The organism is Sphingobacterium pedocola, from assembly GCF_015209965.1.
GTDB lineage: Bacteria > Bacteroidota > Bacteroidia > Sphingobacteriales > Sphingobacteriaceae > Sphingobacterium > Sphingobacterium pedocola.
This window is the reverse complement of sequence record NZ_MU158689.1, coordinates 755,069-775,258: the sequence shown is the minus strand read 5'-3', so window position 1 is coordinate 775,258 and position 20,190 is coordinate 755,069. Positions and strand designations below refer to the sequence as shown.

General features: G+C 39.4%; 19 protein-coding genes. 6 read left to right on the top strand and 13 right to left on the bottom strand.

What is annotated here, in order from left to right; all coding sequences use genetic code 11:
• Positions 1-10: 10 nt before the first annotated feature.
• The 10 genes from C4F40_RS03205 to C4F40_RS03160 all read right to left on the bottom strand — a co-directional run bounded on the left by C4F40_RS03205 (position 11) and on the right by C4F40_RS03160 (position 9,983).
• Complete coding sequence (locus C4F40_RS03205) at positions 11-1,291, bottom strand: hydroxymethylglutaryl-CoA reductase (protein WP_196937934.1); 1,281 nt, start codon at positions 1,289-1,291, stop codon at positions 11-13.
• 554 nt (positions 1,292-1,845) lie between these two features.
• A complete protein-coding gene (gene atpG / locus C4F40_RS03200; protein WP_196937933.1) occupies positions 1,846-2,724 on the bottom strand; it encodes an ATP synthase F1 subunit gamma in 879 nt (292 codons plus the stop codon).
• A gap of 82 nt (positions 2,725-2,806) precedes the next feature.
• On the bottom strand, positions 2,807-4,381 hold the full coding sequence (gene atpA, locus C4F40_RS03195) for a F0F1 ATP synthase subunit alpha (protein ID WP_196937932.1): 1,575 nt from the start codon (positions 4,379-4,381) through the stop codon (positions 2,807-2,809).
• Positions 4,382-4,435: 54 nt separating this feature from the next.
• Entirely contained in the window at positions 4,436-4,981 is a 546-nt protein-coding gene (atpH, locus tag C4F40_RS03190) for an ATP synthase F1 subunit delta (RefSeq protein ID WP_196937931.1), read from the bottom strand.
• A 97-nt stretch (positions 4,982-5,078) separates the two neighbouring features.
• Positions 5,079-5,579: a F0F1 ATP synthase subunit B gene (locus C4F40_RS03185; RefSeq protein WP_196937930.1), complete on the bottom strand. Its 501-nt coding sequence runs from the start codon at positions 5,577-5,579 to the stop codon at positions 5,079-5,081.
• Between the two features lie 98 nt (positions 5,580-5,677).
• Positions 5,678-5,866 carry an ATP synthase F0 subunit C gene (gene atpE / locus C4F40_RS03180; RefSeq protein WP_136819682.1) on the bottom strand — a complete coding sequence of 63 codons (189 nt, stop codon included), beginning with the start codon at positions 5,864-5,866 and terminating at the stop codon, positions 5,678-5,680.
• Positions 5,867-5,901: 35 nt separating this feature from the next.
• The gene (gene atpB / locus C4F40_RS03175) at positions 5,902-7,047 is read right to left on the bottom strand and encodes a F0F1 ATP synthase subunit A (protein WP_231389901.1); all 1,146 of its coding nucleotides are present in this window, start codon (positions 7,045-7,047) and stop codon (positions 5,902-5,904) included.
• 49 nt (positions 7,048-7,096) lie between these two features.
• Complete coding sequence (locus C4F40_RS03170; protein WP_196937929.1) at positions 7,097-7,483, bottom strand: hypothetical protein; 387 nt, start codon at positions 7,481-7,483, stop codon at positions 7,097-7,099.
• The gene (locus C4F40_RS03165) at positions 7,476-7,733 is read right to left on the bottom strand and encodes an AtpZ/AtpI family protein (protein ID WP_196937928.1); all 258 of its coding nucleotides are present in this window, start codon (positions 7,731-7,733) and stop codon (positions 7,476-7,478) included. Before C4F40_RS03165 ends, C4F40_RS03170 begins: the two co-directional genes overlap by 8 nt.
• A gap of 33 nt (positions 7,734-7,766) precedes the next feature.
• The gene (locus C4F40_RS03160; protein WP_196937927.1) at positions 7,767-9,983 is read right to left on the bottom strand and encodes a helix-turn-helix domain-containing protein; all 2,217 of its coding nucleotides are present in this window, start codon (positions 9,981-9,983) and stop codon (positions 7,767-7,769) included.
• A gap of 264 nt (positions 9,984-10,247) precedes the next feature.
• On the opposite strand from C4F40_RS03160, the gene C4F40_RS03155 reads away from it, so the two are divergent.
• The 4 genes from C4F40_RS03155 to purU all read left to right on the top strand — a co-directional run bounded on the left by C4F40_RS03155 (position 10,248) and on the right by purU (position 14,471).
• Positions 10,248-10,748: a cupin domain-containing protein gene (locus C4F40_RS03155; RefSeq protein WP_196937926.1), complete on the top strand. Its 501-nt coding sequence runs from the start codon at positions 10,248-10,250 to the stop codon at positions 10,746-10,748.
• A 71-nt stretch (positions 10,749-10,819) separates the two neighbouring features.
• Positions 10,820-11,611, top strand: coding sequence for a DUF3575 domain-containing protein (locus tag C4F40_RS03150; protein WP_196937925.1), 792 nt, complete (start codon positions 10,820-10,822; stop codon positions 11,609-11,611).
• A gap of 104 nt (positions 11,612-11,715) precedes the next feature.
• Positions 11,716-13,584 carry a DNA topoisomerase IV subunit B gene (locus C4F40_RS03145; protein WP_196937924.1) on the top strand — a complete coding sequence of 623 codons (1,869 nt, stop codon included), beginning with the start codon at positions 11,716-11,718 and terminating at the stop codon, positions 13,582-13,584.
• A 41-nt stretch (positions 13,585-13,625) separates the two neighbouring features.
• The gene (gene purU / locus C4F40_RS03140) at positions 13,626-14,471 is read left to right on the top strand and encodes a formyltetrahydrofolate deformylase (RefSeq protein ID WP_196937923.1); all 846 of its coding nucleotides are present in this window, start codon (positions 13,626-13,628) and stop codon (positions 14,469-14,471) included.
• A 67-nt stretch (positions 14,472-14,538) separates the two neighbouring features.
• On the opposite strand, the gene C4F40_RS03135 is transcribed toward purU, so the two are convergent.
• The 3 genes from C4F40_RS03135 to C4F40_RS03125 are packed head-to-tail and all read right to left on the bottom strand — an operon-like array spanning position 14,539 to position 17,000.
• Positions 14,539-15,441, bottom strand: a complete 903-nt coding sequence (locus C4F40_RS03135) for a class I SAM-dependent methyltransferase (RefSeq protein ID WP_196937922.1) — start codon at positions 15,439-15,441, stop codon at positions 14,539-14,541.
• 52 nt (positions 15,442-15,493) lie between these two features.
• Positions 15,494-16,249 (bottom strand): ABC transporter ATP-binding protein, encoded by a 756-nt coding sequence (locus C4F40_RS03130; RefSeq protein ID WP_196937921.1) that lies wholly within the window; start codon positions 16,247-16,249, stop codon positions 15,494-15,496.
• A 16-nt stretch (positions 16,250-16,265) separates the two neighbouring features.
• Positions 16,266-17,000: an MlaE family ABC transporter permease gene (locus tag C4F40_RS03125; RefSeq protein ID WP_196937920.1), complete on the bottom strand. Its 735-nt coding sequence runs from the start codon at positions 16,998-17,000 to the stop codon at positions 16,266-16,268.
• A gap of 220 nt (positions 17,001-17,220) precedes the next feature.
• Here C4F40_RS03125 and C4F40_RS03120 point away from each other — a divergent pair, with 220 nt between their 5' ends.
• Together C4F40_RS03120 and ispG are read left to right on the top strand one after the other, a co-directional pair.
• A complete protein-coding gene (locus tag C4F40_RS03120; protein WP_196937919.1) occupies positions 17,221-18,138 on the top strand; it encodes a LiaI-LiaF-like domain-containing protein in 918 nt (305 codons plus the stop codon).
• Positions 18,139-18,166: 28 nt separating this feature from the next.
• Positions 18,167-20,167, top strand: coding sequence for a (E)-4-hydroxy-3-methylbut-2-enyl-diphosphate synthase (gene ispG, locus C4F40_RS03115; RefSeq protein WP_196937918.1), 2,001 nt, complete (start codon positions 18,167-18,169; stop codon positions 20,165-20,167).
• The last annotated feature ends 23 nt before the right edge of the window (positions 20,168-20,190 follow it).

The window sequence follows — 20,190 nt, the reverse complement described above, 5'->3', positions numbered from 1 at the left end:
ATAGATTATATTACTTTTTACGGCCGAATTTTTGATGCGCTTGTGTAAAGTGGCCCGCAGAGAGTGCTGCAGCTATGGACAGCTCGCCAGCCAGTACCACGGCACCACATATTTCCGCAAATTTGCGGGCCTTGCCCGGTCCATAGCAATCTATCATTTCCAAGCACTCCCGCTGCGTAGGCAAGTGTGTTCCCCCGCCCACTGTGCCCACCACCAAATTAGGTAGTGTAACGGATGCATATAGTGAGCCATCTTTATTCATCTCCATGCGTGTGATTCCGGTGGCCGCCTCTGCCACACAGGCCACATCCTGCCCTGTTGCTAAAAATAATGCCGCCAGACCATTTGCATAGTGCCCATGAGCCCCGATCGCTCCGCTTTGAATGATGCCAACTGTAGACGATCTCCAATATTCGGCCATGAGTTCAGGTGTCGTTTTAAGCACTTTACGCACAATCTCTTCGGGAAGCACAATCTCGGTTGTCACTTTCTTTCCCCGTACATTCGTGAAGGACAGTGCTGTAGCCTTTTTATCACCCGAATAATTTCCTTCGATAAACCATATCTTTGGTTTGGTCGGGCATTTCTCGATGATATAACGACATATGGCATCTGTACAGATTGTTACCATATTTTGTCCGGCGGCATCCCCCGTATGGTATTCGAATGTTACAATAAGATGATTACCTTCAATTTGAATTTTGACATCCATCAATTTGGCAAATCGGCTTTCATCAGTAACGATTTCCTTAAATTTTTCCACCTGTGGCAACATCCAGGTTACAAAAAGGCCGAGGTCTGCAATATTTTCAAACTTAAAAACAGGACTCCGTTGAACACCTTCCATCAAACAAATGGAGGTCGCACCACCCGCCAAATAACAAGCCTTCGCACCGCGATGATACGATGCGACCAGGGCACCCTCGCTCGTCGCGAGCGGAACGTAAAAATCTCCCCGAGCGGATGATCCTGTAATACGTAGCGGACCAATCACCCCCGTAGGAACGCGGATCATGCCTATATAATTTTCTACATTACCGTTGAGGGAATCGTAATCGTCAAATCCTTTATTATCCATCAGATACGGATATTCTTGCTTTGTTTTTTGAAAAAGGAATAGCTTACGTTCTGCTATACCATCTTTACTTACTTTCGGTTCAAAAGGGAGATCGTCTTCTTTTCGGTGAACCGGAGATTTTTTGTCCCGGATCTGCTCAATGGTTTCTTCCATCTGCTGTACGGTATTGATGATATGCAAGGCCGTGCTTGCTTTTTCTAATGAAGATGCCATATGGTGTAATAGTGTGTCTTTTATTTCTTTTTGCAACCAAACATACAGATTTATTTAATATAACCTATTTCGCATCCTTTCACCAAATCCGTTTTTTAATCTGAGGCTGGCCGGAGTATCTATAAAGTATTTAAAATTTAGCTTTTAGATCTCTACCTTTAGGTAAACAGGCTTCCTATCGTCAGGATGACAGATTTAAATTTTTGATGCACAATGGGTTTAATAAAGGAATGTACGGAATATTCACATATATCCAAAACATTTCAAACCAAATATCTCGATATCGCGAACTGGTAAAACGAAAAAAGGGATGATCCTGCGACACCCCTGTACTTTTATTTGTTTCGCTACCTAAGCTGGAGCAAAGCAAGCAGGCGACTGATTCCATGACTGACTATGAATATCCAGATCAAAATTGATCAAGAGATTAATTAAATTTTAGGAACGTCTATCGGACAAGTGTAGATTTTAGACAGGCCTCCAACCTTACGATGACAACCAAAAAAGGCGATGAAATTCTTCATCGCCTTTTTATGTATACTTAATTAACTGATTTATCCGTTGGATAACGCTGCTGCGCCGGAAACGATTTCGGTCAATTCGGTCGTAATCGCGGCTTGTCGTGCTTGGTTGTATGACAACTTTAATGCCTTCAATAAATCTCCCGCATTCTCGGTTGCTTTATCCATCGCTGTCATCCGCGCACCGTGCTCGGAGGCATTCGAATCTAATACCGATTTATACAATTGAATTTTGATAGCTTTCGGAATCAATTCTTCAATTATTTGTTCTTTAGAGGGTTCTATAATGTAATCTAATTCTGCTACATCCGCGTTCTTTTTTTCAGGCAAAAGAGGTAATATTTGTTCTGAAGTTAAAATTTGAACCGCTGCATTGCGGAACTGGTTATACACGACTTCTACACGGTCAATATTTCCTGCTTTAAATTCATCCATGACGTATTCAGTTACCTTAGATACATTTTCAAAATCTAAATTGTTGAATATGTCGTTGTAATTACCAATTACATTGAAATTACGTTTTGAAAAGAAATCATGGCCTCTCTTACCAATAGCGATAAGGCTTACATCCCCTCTAGCAAACTGATCTGCATATTTGGCTGCGATCAAATTATTTGTTGTTTTAATTGCATTTGCATTGAACGCACCGGCAAGACCTCTATTCGAAGTAACAACAATAATTAACACTTTGGTTGGCACACGATCTTGTGTGAAAGGTGAATCATTCCCCTCAACAGAAGCAGAAACTTGCGCCAAAATCTCTCTTAGCTTATCGGCATAAGGACGTAATTGCACGATTGCATTGGTTGCACGTTTCAATTTGGCAGCAGATACCATTTTCATTGCTTTGGTGATCTGTTGCGTCGATGTTACCGAGGTAATACGGTTTCTAACTTCTTTTAAATTTGCCATATTTATCTTAAGTATTAAGTACTTAGTATTAAGTATTGAGAATCTAAAACCTAGCTACTCAATACTTAGTACTCATTACTATTTAGTATTTTGAAGATAATTCTTTTGCTACAGTTTCTAATACATCCGTCAACTCGTCTGAGAATTTACCCGCCTTTAACGCCGATAATACCTCTGGATGACGCTGCTCTAATTGCGTTAAATACTCCTCTTCGAATTGTCTAACTTTATTTACCGGAACATTACGTAATAGTCCTTTCGTACCAACGTAGATGATCGCTACCTGCTTCTCTACCGAAACCGGTGAGAATTGACCTTGCTTTAAGATCTGTACATTACGGATACCTTTATCCAGTACGGATTTAGTGGCCGCGTCTAAATCCGATCCAAATTTCGCAAATGCTTCCAGCTCGCGGTATTGCGCTTGATCCAATTTTAATGTACCAGATACCTTCTTCATAGATTTGATCTGTGCATTACCCCCAACACGCGATACAGAAATACCTACGTTGATCGCTGGACGGATCCCCGCATTGAATAGGTTAGATTCCAAGAATATCTGACCATCTGTAATGGAAATAACATTGGTAGGGATATATGCAGATACATCACCTGCTTGTGTTTCGATAATCGGTAAAGCCGTTAACGATCCGCCTCCTTTTACCAAATGTTTGATAGATTCCGGTAAGTCGTTCATGTTTTTAGCGATTTCATCGGAAGAGTTGATTTTCGCAGCTCTTTCTAACAGACGGCTATGTAAATAGAATACGTCACCTGGATATGCCTCACGGCCTGGAGGACGTTTCAATAGTAACGATACCTCACGGTATGCTACAGCTTGCTTCGATAAATCATCATAAACGATCAATGCCGGACGACCAGTATCCCGGAAGAACTCCCCGATCGCTGCACCCGCCATTGGCGCGTAGAACTGTAGTGGAGCTGGATCGGCAGCAGACGCTGCTACAACCACGGTGTAAGCCATAGCCCCTTTCTCTTCCAGCACGCGAACAATGTTCGCTACGGTAGAGTTCTTTTGACCTACGGCAACGTATATACAGAAAACTGGATGCCCAGCATCATAAAACTCTTTTTGATTGATGATCGTATCGATACAAACTGCAGTTTTACCGGTTTGACGATCACCAATAACCAGCTCGCGTTGGCCACGGCCCACGGGAATCATCGCATCGATAGCTTTTATACCCGTTTGAAGAGGCTCAGTTACTGGTTGACGAAAGATAACCCCTGGAGCTTTACGCTCAATGGGCATTTCATATGTATCACCCACAATAGCACCTTTACCATCAATGGGTTGGCCTAATGTATTTACTACACGTCCCAACATACCTTCACCTACTTGGATAGATGCAATGCGGTTTGTACGTTTGATCGTATCACCTTCTTTAATTTCGTCAGAAGGACCTAAAAGTACGACACCTACGTTGTCTTCTTCTAAGTTCAATACTATACCTTGTAATCCATTAGCAAATTCAACAAGCTCGCCTGATTGAACTTTTGTTAAGCCGTAAATACGTGCAATACCGTCTCCTACTTGCAATACGGTACCCACTTCTTCTAACTCGGCCTCTGACTTAAAGCCTGACAATTGCTCTCTTAGAATTGCCGAAACTTCATCTGGTCTTACCTCTATCATTTTAATTCGTATAAGGGGTTTTAGATTCTATTACTTTAATTATTCGCCAAGGGACTAAACGCCTTGACTACTAAAATGTCTTTCTAACTTGTTCAATTTACCGGCGATACTCACGTCTAGTTGCCTATCGCCTACTTTGATCACGAAACCTCCGATCAATGTTTTATCTACCTTATTAGTTAGAATAACTTCCGCGTTGATCTCCTTTGAGATCTTCGCCTTTAAGGATTGCAAATTAGCGTCAGATAATGCTGCAGCAGAAGTTACTTCAGCTTTTACAATGCCTTTTACTTCATTGTATTCGCGGATAAACTCTTGTGCTGTAGCGTACACTAGCCCACTACGCCCTTTTCTGACCATAATATTAAAAAATCCTAATATTTCTGGCCGTACTTTATCTTTAAATAGGGCTTCTAAGATACTATTCTTTTTATCTATTTTAATGATAGGATTACCTAAAACAGCTTGCAACTCAGCGCTAGATTTTATTAAGACGACAACTTGTTCCATGTCGGCTTTAATAATTTCTAAACTTCCTAGTTCTTGTGCTAAATCAATTAATGACTTGGCGTATCTTGAAGCAACTTTGAATACTGACATGTTAAAAAATTATCTAAAGATGAGCTCGCTAAAGCTCGGTTAAAAAGTCAAAAGTCAAAAATAAAAATCAAATTTTGCGAATTATCACAATCGTCAATTAATTCAATTTGACATCTTTCAACAAGTCTGCTACCAGCGCCTCTTGTTTTCCTTGGTCTTCAAATTCTGTTGTTAATACTTTACGAGCAATCGCTAAAGACAATGCAGATACCTGACCTTTTACTTCTGCCAACGCTTTGGTTTTCTGATCCTCAATCTCTCGCTTAGCCTGTTCTATAAGCTTAGCCCCTTCCGTTTGCGCCGCTGCTTTCGCCTCAGCTACGATCTTGTCTTTCAATTCTTTAGCTTCCTTTAAGATAATATCACGTTCAGCACGCGCTTCCTTCAAAAGTTGCTCATTTTCATTTGTCAAACGAGCCATCTCCAACTTCGCTTTTTCGGCAGAAGCTAAAGCATCAGCAATACCACTTTCACGCTCTTCTAAAGCATTAATAATTGGCTTCCAAGCAAATTTGCCCAGCAAAAAAATAATAACCAATAATACGATTAACTGCCAAAAGAACAAACCGTACGAGAACTGATTAATTAATGCATCCATTATATATAGTGTAAATTGTTAATTTTTAATTTTTGTCGTTTTAACGAAACACAATCTGCAACCAACCGTTGCAAATTGTGTTTGTAGTTTGCTATTGACTATTTACCTAAAAGTAAAGCACCGAATGCTAAACCTTCTAGTAAGGCGCCAATAATGATCATTGCAGTTTGAATTTTAGATGTTGCTTCAGGTTGGCGAGCGATAGCTTCCATTGCAGAACCACCGATTTTACCTAACCCTATACCCGCACCGATTACAATTAAACCAGCTCCAATTAAGTTGTACATAATAATTATTTTATAAAATTTAACAAAAATTCCAATTAATGATGCGTGTGTTCTTCTACTGCCATACCAATAAACAACGAAGATAACATCGTAAAAATAAAGGCTTGCAGGAAGGCAACGAATAGCTCAATTACCATAAGGAAGCATGTAAGTACCATCGAAACGCCGATACTTCCACCTACAGTTAATTGATTTTGTAATAAATAAACGATTGCTATTAATCCCATGATCACCGTGTGACCAGCTGTGATATTCGCAAAAAGACGCACCATAAGAGAGAAGGGCTTGGTAAACATACCCAGCACTTCAATAGGTGCTAAAACGAACTTAAACGGAACGGGTACTCCTGGCATCCAGAAGATGTGCTTCCAATAGTCTTTGTTCGCTTTGATATTTGTAATAAAAAAAGTGAATAATGCTAAACATAGTGTAATGCTGATATTACCTGTCACGTTGAATCCAAGCGGAGTAAGCCCTAAGAGATTCAATGTCAGAATCAAGAAGAATACCGAAAGTAGGTAGGGCATAAATTCTTTGTAACGGTGTCCAATATTTTGAATGGCCATCTCATCACGCACATAGAGCACCAACGGCTCCAAAACACGACTGAATCCCTTAGGAATAGCATTAGCTCCCTTTTTGTAGGTTTTTGCTAGGCCTAGAAAACCCCAAAACAATAAAATTCCAGCTAAAAAGAGTCCTACTACATTCTTTGTAATTGAAAAATCCAAAGGTTTTGCATTCGTCGGGTGATGATCCTCATCGTAACTCAAGATGCCTGAAGCATCTGTCTTATAAATTTTACCATGGTATAATTTATAGAATGTCCCACCTTTTTCGACAATATTCTCGCCATGGTGAAATTCTCCGGAAGAGAAGATTTTCAATCCACCGTCAATCAAAATCACGGGTAGCGGAAATCCATAATGTTTACCGGCCTTTTTATCGCTGAATAACGAAAAATAGTGATCATCTTCCAAGTGATGCGCGATATACGTTTTGATTTCGTCGTCTTGCGTCTTAGGCGCATCTCCATGCACGTCATCCGCTGCGCTCAGACTGAAGGGGTTAACAGTAAAAAAGATTACCGTAAATACTAAAAGAGTTCTCTTAAGACTCACCATTTTTACTAACGTTGAATAATGAAAAATTTTGCGCAAAAATACAATTTTATTTGGCATTAAATACCTTTTATTGAAACTTTTTATAAAAATACTTTATCTCCATAACTTACTCTTCATTTATTGCTTTAAAAGCCACAAATACATCAAAAAACAAGAAAACAAAGAATACCACTAGGAAATTATATTCAATAAAGTCATTTTCAAATTTATTTAAACCACTCCGAATAAACAGGTAGCTCGCGACCGCCTTGACAGTCATCACGCCAAGAAATATAAAACCTACATTTTTCGGCATCACCCACTGACCGAGCAAAATAATAATTGTAACAAACAAAGAAGCTATAAATCCAAAAAAATACAAACCTTGTAAGGAATAACCAGATTGTACCCAAGATTGCTGAATATCCTTATTTGCCAAAACGAAGTGATGAATACCGTATGTACCCAAGGCAACAGCTAGTAACGAAAGAATATATCTTAAATATTTATTCATGCTTATTTATATAATTCACCTGTCTAATAAATTGATAAAGTGAAATTACCACCCCCAACATCGTGAGGCCTTTCATCCCCCAACTTGCGCTAATTTGATATCTATCATCCAGCCAAGTACCTAACCAATAAAATGCATAGATAGTTACCCCCATCTGCACGGGCATCGAGACAAAAACTAGCCATTTATTAACTCTTTTATCTGGCGTTTTCAAAATAACAAATTGATTGGCTCCCTTAACGAAGGGCAAATATAGTTATTTTAAACATACATCTGTCATTTACTATCCTGCTTTTATCGCTAAAACTTTTTGCCCAATTTTGATCTCTGGATAAGAAAAATCATCCCCTAAGAACATCTTTATTTCGGAAGAAGATTTACCTTCGTTCTTTTGCAAGACATCTAATATCTTTTCCAATTTTTCCTGAGAAATGAGATCTTCAGCATCAATCTCATTTCCAACAAAATTAATCAAATGCCCATAAATCGTCCCCTCTACCATGCCACGTTTATCCGCGATCTGTTTAATATCAAATCCATCTAGATACATGTCTAGTGACACCTGTTTGGTATCGGTATCCTTCTCAGCAACATCCTCCTTGATAGATACGGTATCATCTTTTACTTTTTCAATTTTTAACGAAACTCCTTCCAGATCCCCATCCTGTGTCAAAGCTTGGGCAATCGTGAGGCAGTGTTTCAACACTTCATGTTTGCGCTTAAAATCCAATAAAAGTGCTTTCAACTCTTGAATGTATTTCTTGGTGCGCTTACGAATTTGCCAGTCATCAATATGCTTTTGGGTTGCATCAATGAGATCAATCTCCATTTTTGGCAGAAACCAACTCACAGCCGATTGTGTACGCTCACATATTTTGTCATAATCTAAAGTCGATGTATCGGACAGCATGGTATATAATTGCGTGACGAATTTATGGGCTACCTGTTCCTGTCCGTTAATCTTCAATGTCAACTCCTCGAAAAACTGCACTGCCCCTGCTTTGTTATCCACATTTCGCTCGACTAAACTATCAGACAGTTCTTTAGTTGCTTCCGTAAGCGCACTAAAACGGAAACTTTGGAGAAGTATTTGACCGAGGTATCCACGTTGGCATTGCTTTAATATATCCACCACTTCGTCTTCCTTCATCAACCGCTTCATAAAGTCAACTACCTGATAATCGGTACGTATGGAATGGGGTGAAATTTTAGACCGTAGCACCAACCCCTCTAACCCTGTCAACCTACTCAAGGCAACATACACTTGTCCCGCAGCAAAAGAAGTTCCGGCATCGACAATTGCCTTTTCGAAGGTCAAACCTTGGCTCTTATGAATCGTTATGGCCCACGCTAGCCGCAACGGAAATTGCGAAAAGGTACCTAATACTTCTTCTTCTATCTTATCTTCTCCTTTATTGTATTTATATTTTATGTTCTCCCAGGTTTCTCGACGAACCACGACATCTTCTGAACCATCTTTGAATCCCACGACAACTTGATGCTTATCCATCTTCAGTTCCTTGACAAAACCTATTTTTCCGTTAAAAAATTTCCGATCTTCCCCAACATCATTTTTGATGAACATGACTTGAGCATCCTCTTTTAGCGCAAGCGTTTCTTCTGTCGGATATGCCCCTTGTTGAAAATCATCCTTAACAATAGCTTTTACATTATGCATCTTGCCCGACAACTTCATCAACTCTTCTTGATTAATCTGATCGGCCAATCTATTATGAGAAGTTAGGGTGATATACTGATCTTGTTGAGATGGTCTAAAATCTTCTTTATAGTGTCCGTTTAAGGCCATTAAATCATCACTCGAGCATACATTGTTTCGAATATTATTCAATATGGAAATAAATGCATCATCATTCTGGCGGTAGATTTGTTGCAATTCTAACATGACCAACGGGTTGCCTCGCAACACCTTCGCATCAAAGAAGAATGGACTGGTATAGTGATCACGAAGTACCTGCCATTCATGATCTCTCACTACAGGAGGTAACTGATAGAGATCGCCTATAAATAAAACTTGAACCCCTCCGAACGGACGCATATCTCTACGGACAGATTTCAGAATGACATCAATAGCGTCTAATGTATCCGCACGTACCATCGAAACCTCATCAATGACCAACAATTCCAATTCCTGAAGAATGGCACGACGTTGCTTGGTTAACTTAATCGTACTAAAAAGTCGATTCTTATTGTAGATGTGATTATCTGCATCATCCCACTTCAATGGATAATCGGATATAAAAACACCGAATGGCAACCAGAATAAGGCATGCAAAGTTGTCCCGCCAGCATTCATTGCAGCTACACCTGTAGGTGCTGTAATCGCCATTTTTTTATAACAGTTTTCGCGGATATATTTCAAAAAAGTAGTCTTACCTGTTCCGGCTTTGCCCGTTAGGAAAAGGTTTTGATTTGTCTGATTGACAAAAGCGACAGCTTGCTTAAATACTATGTTGCTATGATCGTAATTAATAGATTCCATATTCAATTACAAAGGTAAAAAAATACCTCAACTAACGACGGTACCCGAAATATAACTGCGCTTTTTGCGCCCTTATGATATGGAACAATAACGTTACTCTTGAGCGAAACGAAATGTAATCAAATGGGTCAAAAGGCATAAAATCATCGGAAAGGTCGTACTTTTGTGTTTAGGTTTTATAATTATTTACAACGCAGTTTCATTTTTGATTATGATATTTTCAAAGAATGTATTATCTTCATCGTCACTATAAATCAATTAGCCATGACATATATAGATAAAGGCGAATTATTCAGCCAAATTGAAAAAAAAATCACTGATCGAGGATTTACTATTGAAAGTACCGATCAAAATAGACCATGGGGCGGATTCTTCGTGATCAACGAAGATCAAGCACAGCAGTTTGCAAATGAATATTTTGAAGGTTTAGATGTACAAGATCTAAGAATATCAGGAAAATTAAGTCCAAAAATTTTAATAGTTGGACCAAACAAACGTCTCTCCTGGCAATATCATCATCGCCGTGCCGAGATATGGCGCGTGGTACGTGGCGAAGTCGGAGTGGTAACTAGCCCCAATGATGATGAACACGAACTTAAAATACTCAAAGAGGGAGACACAATACGATTGAGCCAAGGTGAGCGTCATCGCCTAGTAGGACTAGGTGGGTTCGGTGTAGTAGCCGAAATCTGGCAGCATACAGATGCGTCTAATCCTTCCGATGAAAGCGACATTGTACGGGTACAGGATGATTTTGGTAGATAATTTCACAAAAATCCGGATATCAAAAACCATAAATAAACGCAAATTTCCACTGCTGCAACTACGATTTATTAATGATTAAACAGACGTCTGTAAAAGCGATAGCAATTTTGATTTTCACATTTATGGTTTTTGATTCTTACGCACAATTATATTGCTATGGTGAAAACGTACATGCACCCCAACTGATCAAAACGAACCTCCTCACTCTTCCCTTTAAAACATTTCAACTCCAGTACGAAAGATCCATTAAACCTAAAACTTCTCTAGGATTGAGCTTTTCGTTCACTCCAAACAGAAGCCTTCCTTTCCAAGATTTATACATAGACCGAATAACAGATGATAACAGCAGAAAAACCGTTGAAGAAGCACAATTTAACCGCTTTTCTATTCAGCCTGAAATACGTTTTTATTTTGGAAACAGCAGTACGTTCACAAAATTCTATATCGCACCGTATCTTAAATACGCAAGGTATACCTCTTCATTTCGGTTAAACTACGACTATGTTGACAATAACATTGATAATACCGTATCAACTGTAGAGGTTCCTATTAAAGGGCCAATCAACACCCTTAGCGCCGGCTATGGAATTGGTTTACAATATAATATTTTTAAAGATTTTTATTTGGACTGGCAAATCATTGGAAACCACTACGGATATGCTTTTGGAAAAATCTCCGGAACTTCTTCTCAGCCGCTATCGCAAGATATTCAGGACGATATAAGCAAAACACTCCAACGGTTAGATGACATCCCTGTGTACAAACTCGATTACCATGTCGATGATCGGGTAGTTGAAGTAAAGCCAAACGGTCCGATTATTGGCTTTACAATGGGGTTATCAATCGGGTATCGGTTTAGATAGCTCATTTTTACGGTTAAATTATAGATCTATTCTTTAATGAATAGCATGCAGATTATCATCTATTTTTTTTATATTTTTGTCCGGTTCTTAATTGAGTTAACATAATGACTACATATAACGAAGATAGTATCCGATCACTCGACTGGAAAGAGCATATCCGCTTACGTCCGGGGATGTATATTGGTAAACTTGGAGATGGTTCTGCCTACGATGATGGCATCTATGTACTTTTAAAAGAAGTTGTAGACAATTCCATTGACGAATTTGTAATGGGAGCTGGTAGGACTATTGACATTACGGTCAATGACAATAAGGTCACTGTGCGCGACTTTGGCCGTGGTATTCCGATCGGATCAGTCGTAGATGTAGTCTCTAAGATAAATACCGGTGGTAAATATGACAGCAAAGCTTTCCAAAAATCAGTAGGCTTAAATGGAGTGGGTACAAAAGCGGTAAATGCACTTTCATCTGCATTTGCTGTACAATCTTATCGACAGGGTATAACTCGTATTGCGCAATTCAGCAAAGGAGAACTAGTCGACGACGAACAGAAAGAAACTACACAGCGCAACGGAACATCTGTAACATTCTATCCAGACGACAGTATATTCAAACATTATAAATACAGAGTTGAGTACGTTGAAAATATGATTTGGAATTATGTGTTCCTAAACTCAGGATTAACCATTAATTTTAACGGACAAAAATTCATTTCAGAAAACGGACTAAGGGATCTGTTAGAAAGAAACGTGGAAGCGGATTCTATGCGCTATCCGATTATTCACCTGAACGGTGAAGATATCGAGATTGCTATGACCCACGGTCAACAGTATGGCGAGGAATATTATTCATTTGTAAACGGCCAGCATACAACCCAAGGTGGTACGCATCAAGCGGCATTTCGTGAAGCAGTCGTAAAAACAATTCGTGAGTTTTATAAGAAAGAATATGATGCCGCCGATATCAGGGCATCTTTCATAGCTGCTATAGCGATAAAAGTACAAGAACCCGTTTTTGAATCTCAAACCAAGACAAAACTGGGCTCCCAAAGTATAGGCCCTGACGGCCCTACCGTCCGAACGTTTATAAACGATTTCGTAAAGAAAGCTTTGGACGACTATTTACGTAAAAACTCGGCAACGGCTGAAGCTTTACAAAAACGTATTCTGCAATCTGAGAGAGAACGTAAAGATATAGCCGGTATTAAGAAATTGGCGAACGAGCGGGCAAAAAAGGCCTCGTTGCACAATAGAAAACTGCGGGACTGTAAATTACACTTTGGCGACAAACATGAACGGACGCAGGAAACCACGCTTTTTATTACCGAGGGGGATTCCGCCAGTGGATCTATTACCAAATCACGTGATGTACAAACGCAAGCCGTATTCAGCTTAAAAGGAAAACCACTGAACTGCTTCGGATTGACTAAAAAAATTGTTTACGAAAACGAAGAATTCAACCTCTTGCAACATGCGCTAAATATTGAAGATGGCTTGGATGGCTTACGCTATAATAACATCGTAATTGCCACAGATGCAGATGTCGACGGTATGCATATTCGCCTATTGCTAATGACATTTTTCCTTCAGTTTTTCCCTGATCTGGTAAAAGCTGGACACGTTTCGATCTTACAAACTCCGCTATTTAGGGTCCGCAACAAAAAAGAAACGATCTATTGCTACTCAGACGAGGAAAGACAACGGGCAATTTCTAAACTCGGCGCAAAACCCGAAATCACTCGATTCAAGGGATTAGGCGAGATCTCTCCTTCCGAGTTTGGTTTATTTATCGGTGAAGATATCCGGTTAGAACCGGTGATCTTATCCAGAGAAAACAAACTTCAACAATTATTAGAATATTACATGGGCAAAAACACACCCGATAGACAAAAACATATCGTAAATAATCTGCGTGTAGAATTAGACCTTGAAGAAGAACTTGCTTTGGCAAGGGCCGCTCAGCAAGCAAGTTAATTATATACAACCATAAGGAAGGAGAATAGAAACCTAAAACCATGCAAAACCAAACTTTAATTCTTATTCAGTGTAAGGATGCTGTCGGATTAGTAGCCAGCATCTCCAACGTAGTCGCCAAGCATGAATTAAATATCATTACCATGCGAGAATACGTAGATGAAGAAAGTAATAAATTTTTCGTTCGCGTCGTGTGCTCGGGTATTTTAAGGTCTGAGGAAACTTTAATGCAGGACCTGATGCTACAGTTACCCAAAAATTCGACGATATCAGTTTCCCCTGCGCAGCGAAAAAAAATAGTTGTGCTTGTTACTAAAGAACATCATTGCCTTGCGGACATTTTAATACGCCACTATTTTAACACCTTACAAGCAGAAGTCTTGGCAGTTGTCGGCAATTACGAAACGCTAAAAGAATTTACCGAAAAGTTTGATATTCCTTATCACCACTTGTCCCATGAGAATATCTCCAAAGAAGAATTTGAGAACAAACTAGCAGAAGTTTTAAACTCCTATCCGGCAGACTACATCATACTTGCCAAGTTTATGCGGATATTATCCCCGTGTTTTGTCAAACAGTTCAAAGGTAAACTCATTAATATTCATCATTCCTTTTTACCCGCATTCATAGGAGCAAATCCATATAAACAGGCACACGAAAGAGGTGTAAAGATAATCGGCGCTACCGCACATTTTGTCACAGACGATTTGGATGAGGGACCGATTATCGTTCAGAACACGAAGACTATTGATCACAGCTATGACCTGCATAGGATGAGAACTGCGGGAAAAGAGATTGAAAAAGCGGTTTTAAGCAGAGCAATTCAGCTTCTTACTGAAGACAGAGTGATGCTCAACGGGAATAAAACGATTGTTTTCAAATCCTAAACTTAGGCAATTCCCATTGAGCATCTATTGATTAGGGCGGTGCTTTAAACACCGTTTGTTGACCGTTCTATTTCTTTATTTTCCGGAATTTCCCAAATACTCCTAATGGTAATTTAGGGCCTGCTGTAGCCTGTAAATACAACTCCCCTATTTCCAGATTTTTCACCTGAGGGAAAGAAGTCCGAATCAAATTCTCTACAATGACCGATGAAAATCCAAGGGAATAGGTGTTTAAAATAAGGAAATGTTCTTCGGGGTCTAACAATTGAACGACGTCCTGCATCATTTCCATGATGTGGTCTTCCAATTTCCACTTCTCTCCTTTGGGGCCATGACCGTAAGCAGGAGGATCCAAGATAATACCGTTATACGTATTACCTCTTTTGAGCTCCCGCTTTACAAACTTCAGCGCATCCTCTACTACCCAACGTATATTATCCACTCCAGAAAGTTCTTGATTCTCATTCGCCCAAGTTACAACCTGCTTTATCGAATCCACATGCGTAGTATCTGCACCTGCAGCCTTTGCTATTAACGAAGCTCCTCCTGTATATGCAAAAAGATTTAATACCTTAGGTTGAGATGTTTCAAATAATTTTACACTTTCCGATATGTAATCCCAATTGACAGCTTGTTCCGGAAAGATGCCTACGTGCTTAAACGACGTCAAACCTAAGCGAAATTTAATCGCCACGTCCTTATTTTTATATTCAATATGCCAGCGATCTACCACTTTCGGATCTTTCTTTAACCACTCGCCACTGGTGGCTGACCTTCCCTTGAATTTGATGTGGTATCGCTTATTCCATTCTGCTTCTCCCAACGCCTTTGGCCACACAGCCTGAGGTTCTGGACGAACTAAGATTAAGTCGCCAAACCGCTCTAATTTTTCAAAATTTCCGCAGTCGATTAGTTCATAATCCCTCCAGTGCTGCGGAGTAAGCAATTGAATCGTTGTAATTTCAGACAAAGTAATCGTATTTTTTGTGCAAAGATAGATGTTAGATATGATTATTTAGTATTTATTTCATCGTTTCTCGTGCCGCTTTCATCAACGGACTTGCGAATACAAAATCATTAAGTTCTTTCACATCTGATTTGAGCATGTCTTTATTCGACCCTTCCCAAAATTTTTCTCCTTGATGCAGAAACATTACGTATTCGCCTATTCCCATGACAGAATTCATATCATGTGTAACCACAATAGTGGTCGATTGGTACTCTTCTGTCAAATCTTGAATTAACTCATCAATTAAGATAGAAGTGGCAGGATCTAATCCCGAGTTCGGTTCATCACAAAACAAATATTTTGGACTCATACTAATGGCGCGCGCAATACCTACGCGTTTTTTCATCCCCCCAGACAATTCTGCGGGAAACAGATTGTTTTTACCGGCTAAGTTAACTCGCTCCAAACAAAAATTCGCCCTATCGACTTTTTCAGCAAGACTCATTTCAGTAAACATGTCCAGTGTAAACACAATGTTTTGTTCCACAGTCATCGAATCAAATAACGCGGAGGCTTGAAAAAGCATACCAATTTCCTTGCGAATGGGTACTTTTTGCTCAAAATCCATCTTTGTAAACTCTTGCTCCCCAAAAAACACCTTTCCTTGATCCGGTTCATGCAAACCGACGATACATTTGAGAAGTGTACTTTTCCCAGACCCCGATCCACCAATAATCATGCTCACTTTTCCGCGTTCATATACCGCATCTATCCCTTTCAATACGTGATTGTCACCAAAAGCTTTATGTATATTTTGTATCTCAATCATAAATTCATCCCTATTTTCATAAAAGCAAAGCGGTAATGATATAATCACTAGCAAGAATAGAAATACATCCTATAACTACAGCTCTCGTACCTGCTTGTCCCACTTCTAAAGCACCACCTCGCACATGAAACCCCTTGTGAGCAGGTACCGAAGTAATAATAAAACCATAAAAAAAAGCTTTAACCATTGCAACCACCATCGTAAAACCTTGAAAAGACTCCCTAATTCCAATGATGTAGTCTCCAGCGCTGACTGCCCCCGTTAATGAACCACCTATCAATCCACCTACTAAAGCACAAAAAATAGAAATAATCACCACAACAGGCATCATTACCACACCAGCCACTATCTTGGGAAGGATTAAGTACCCCGCAGCGTTGATACCCATAATTTCCAACGCATCAATTTGTTCGGTAACCCGCATAGATCCAATTTGTGAAGAAATTGATGAACCAACTTTTCCCATGAGAACCAAAGCAGAAATAGTCGGCCCCAGCTCCAGGATATTGGAGTCGCGGTTGATCTGGCCGATAATTGAATTTGGTATTAGATCGGAAACCAATTGAAAGGCAATCTGCATCGTCATTACAGCACCAATGAAGGTAGATATAATAATGATCAAGCCAATGGAACCTACTCCGATCTCATTCATCTCATGTAAGATCTCTTTCCAATAAATTTTCCACTTCTCCGGCTTTTTAAAAACCTTCTTTAGCAGCAGCAAATACTCACCAAAATGATAAAAAAACATATAACTTTCTTACGGTTTATGCTAAAATACATATTTATTAATAGTATACCCCAATTTTTTGAGGATTTGTTCCCTTACACCTTTAAATCGCTTACCGACCAAATCATTCCCTTTACCGAAAATACCAAACGAATAACCTAATTCAAATAGTATAACCCTACATATCGCCCTATTTTTGTTATCATAAAACAACTAAAAATGCTATCTTTAACAATCGAATATGAACAGTAAAATCACTACCGGCATTTGGTTTATTTTCTTCGGAATTATTATTCTACTTCACAACTTTGGAGTAGTCAATTTCAATTTTTACGCCATTTTTAAATACTGGCCCCTTATCATAGTAGCCATTGGGGCAAATCTGATTCTTCAAAATAGAAAGTTTGGAACGCTGATTACATCTATTGTCAACGTCGTCATATGTGTATTTCTAATGATCATCGGTTTGACTTCTTCAGAAAAGTTCTCTTTCAATAAATTTGGAAATATTAATATTGAAAATATAAACGACACACTAGGTTTAAAACAAGTCGTGTCTCTCCCCTATACAGAAGACATTCAGGAAATCGAGCTTGAAGTAAACGCCGGTGCTACGAGCCTTTTTCTTAACAGCCAACCGTCCGAAGAGCTCATCAAAGCCGCAAGTCTAAATGACAACATGGGACTCAAACTTAAGACAACGGAAGAGGAGCCGCTAAAAAAGGTTGAGCTTATCAGTAAAATAAAAAAAGATAGTGCCTCGGGCAACATCATCAACTTTGCATTGAACAAGACTCCGATTTGGAATATGGAATTTAACATCGGAGCATCCTCTTTCAACGCAGATCTATCGGGTTATAAATTAGCAAATCTATCTATTAATTCAGGTGCGGCAAGTATAGACCTTACATTAGGACAGCCCCAGGTAGGTATTACTACCATTGAGATCAACACAGCAGCTTCAAGTTGTAAGATCAATCTTCCAAAAAATGCAGCGTGTCTGATTGAAAATGACAGCTTTTTATCGGGTAAAAAATTCAAGGGGTTAGACATCAAAGAGGGCAACGTGCATAAAACCGCAAGTTTTGACAGCGCGAAAAACAAGTATATTATTAAAATTGCAGGGGCAGCCAATTCGCTATCAATAAATAGGTTTTAAGTTATAAATAGCTAACTTTGTTTCCGATATGGAGACAACAAACACATTGATATTACCCGGAAGATATTGCAATTCTAAAAATACCTATTCTAGATATAAAACAAGAGAGGTTTCTATAGGCGATATTCCTATGGGTGGAGGAAACCCTATCCGTATACAGAGTATGACCACTGTAGATACCATGAATACCCTTGGCTCCGTAGAACAGGCGATCAAGATGGTAGATGCCGGATGTGAATACATACGCATTACTGCGCCGAGTATTAAAGAAGCTGAAAACCTCGCCAATATAAAGAACGAACTTCGTATCAGAGGCTATAACGTACCGCTGGTTGCCGATATACATTTTACCCCTAATGCAGCAGAAGTAGCGGCAAGAATCGTAGAAAAAGTACGGATAAATCCGGGTAACTATGCCGACAAAAAGAAATTTGATGAAATAGACTATACCGATATTGCTTATCAAGCAGAATTGGATCGTATCTACAAAAAATTTGCACCGTTAGTAAACATTTGCAAAGAATATGGCACAGCGATGCGTATAGGTACAAATCATGGATCTCTTTCCGACCGTATCATGAGCCGATATGGAGATACCCCCGAAGGAATGGTGGAATCCGCGTTAGAATTTATACGCATTTGTGAAGATTTAAACTACTATAACCTCGTGGTATCCATGAAGTCGTCTAATCCGCAGGTAATGGTACAGGCATATCGGCTCCTTGTGGAAAAAATGGGCGTAGAGAACATGAACTATCCGCTCCACCTCGGCGTAACAGAAGCCGGCGATGGAGAAGATGGCCGTATAAAATCTGCTGTAGGGATCGGAACGCTACTGGAGGATGGACTAGGGGATACCGTGCGTGTTTCGCTAACAGAAGAACCTGAAAAAGAGGCTCCTGTAGCCATAGCTCTAGTAAACAGATATGCCAAACGGGCAGTGGCATTGAGCAAAAACGAACACACTCCTATTTTTAATATTTCTTCGTCCTATGAAACCAAGGCATATACGTCTTCCGAAGTAAACACCTTTGTCGGTGGGGCATTAGTTCCACGTATTATAGTGGACATTTCAAAAGAGAACTTAAGAGATCCTTTCGCCCTCCAGGCAGTGGGCTATAAATATGACGCATTATTAGACAAGTATCACATGGGAGAACAATCCGTGGATTTTGTTTATTTAGCCGATCAGCTCCCGTCTTTTACAATGCCTGGTAATCTCAAGCAATTATACAATTATAAAACTTGGAGCAGTTTAAAATTAAGAAGCAACATTCATCCGATATATCGATTAGAAGAATTTAATAGGGCAACTGAAAAAGATCCGGCATTGAATATCGTCTATATGTCGAATGTACTCTTGACATCTATCGAATTTGCCAACTTTCAAATAGACAAAACTGTTGTTTTCTTGTTAGAAACCGATCATCTTCATGGAATGGCCGATCAGCGTCAATTTTTTGCAAACATACAGGAAATAGGATTAGATGTTCCCGTTATTATTAAGAGATCATATTCTCCCCATGAATTCAACGGTCCTTTTGGTGATATGATGGATCCTGAAGAACCTATTTCGAAAATTCAAGTGTATGCTGCTACGGATCTTGGTGCACTTTTGATTGATGGTTTGGGCTCAGGTATATGGATTGATTCTCCTGCTACACCATTGAACAGCTTAAGTTCCCTATCTTTTGGAATATTACAGGCAACGCGTTCGCGCATATCTAAAACAGAATATATATCCTGTCCGAGCTGTGGACGTACGTTATTTGACCTTCAAGAAACTACACAAATGATACGGAGCCGTACAAATCATTTGAAGGGTTTAAAAATTGGAATCATGGGATGTATTGTAAATGGTCCTGGAGAAATGGCAGATGCCGATTATGGATACGTAGGTGCTGGGCCAGACAAAATAACATTATATAGGGGGAAAGAGGTCGTAAAAAGAAACGTAAGTTCGGCAAATGCATTAGACGAACTCATAGGCATCATAAAAAACGATGGCTTATGGATCGATGTGGAATAAAAGCGAGCGCGTCCTAACTTAGA

Excerpts from the sequence above, each read along its gene's own strand:
- C4F40_RS03205 (WP_196937934.1), bottom strand. The coding sequence starts at position 1,291 with ATGGCATCTTCATTAGAAAAAGCAAGCACGGCCTTGCATATCATCAAT.
- C4F40_RS03150 (WP_196937925.1), top strand. The coding sequence starts at position 10,820 with ATGATTAAACAGACGTCTGTAAAAGCGATAGCAATTTTGATTTTCACA.
- atpE (WP_136819682.1), bottom strand. The coding sequence starts at position 5,866 with ATGTACAACTTAATTGGAGCTGGTTTAATTGTAATCGGTGCGGGTATA.
- C4F40_RS03170 (WP_196937929.1), bottom strand. The coding sequence starts at position 7,483 with ATGAATAAATATTTAAGATATATTCTTTCGTTACTAGCTGTTGCCTTG.
- C4F40_RS03185 (WP_196937930.1), bottom strand. The coding sequence starts at position 5,579 with ATGGATGCATTAATTAATCAGTTCTCGTACGGTTTGTTCTTTTGGCAG.
- C4F40_RS03160 (WP_196937927.1), bottom strand. The coding sequence starts at position 9,983 with ATGGAATCTATTAATTACGATCATAGCAACATAGTATTTAAGCAAGCT.
- C4F40_RS03120 (WP_196937919.1), top strand. The coding sequence starts at position 17,221 with ATGAACAGTAAAATCACTACCGGCATTTGGTTTATTTTCTTCGGAATT.
- atpA (WP_196937932.1), bottom strand. The coding sequence starts at position 4,381 with ATGATAGAGGTAAGACCAGATGAAGTTTCGGCAATTCTAAGAGAGCAA.
- C4F40_RS03125 (WP_196937920.1), bottom strand. The coding sequence starts at position 17,000 with ATGTTTTTTTATCATTTTGGTGAGTATTTGCTGCTGCTAAAGAAGGTT.
- ispG (WP_196937918.1), top strand. The coding sequence starts at position 18,167 with ATGGAGACAACAAACACATTGATATTACCCGGAAGATATTGCAATTCT.
- C4F40_RS03130 (WP_196937921.1), bottom strand. The coding sequence starts at position 16,249 with ATGATTGAGATACAAAATATACATAAAGCTTTTGGTGACAATCACGTA.
- atpH (WP_196937931.1), bottom strand. The coding sequence starts at position 4,981 with ATGTCAGTATTCAAAGTTGCTTCAAGATACGCCAAGTCATTAATTGAT.
- purU (WP_196937923.1), top strand. The coding sequence starts at position 13,626 with ATGCAAAACCAAACTTTAATTCTTATTCAGTGTAAGGATGCTGTCGGA.
- C4F40_RS03145 (WP_196937924.1), top strand. The coding sequence starts at position 11,716 with ATGACTACATATAACGAAGATAGTATCCGATCACTCGACTGGAAAGAG.
- atpB (WP_231389901.1), bottom strand. The coding sequence starts at position 7,047 with ATGCCAAATAAAATTGTATTTTTGCGCAAAATTTTTCATTATTCAACG.
- C4F40_RS03155 (WP_196937926.1), top strand. The coding sequence starts at position 10,248 with ATGACATATATAGATAAAGGCGAATTATTCAGCCAAATTGAAAAAAAA.
- atpG (WP_196937933.1), bottom strand. The coding sequence starts at position 2,724 with ATGGCAAATTTAAAAGAAGTTAGAAACCGTATTACCTCGGTAACATCG.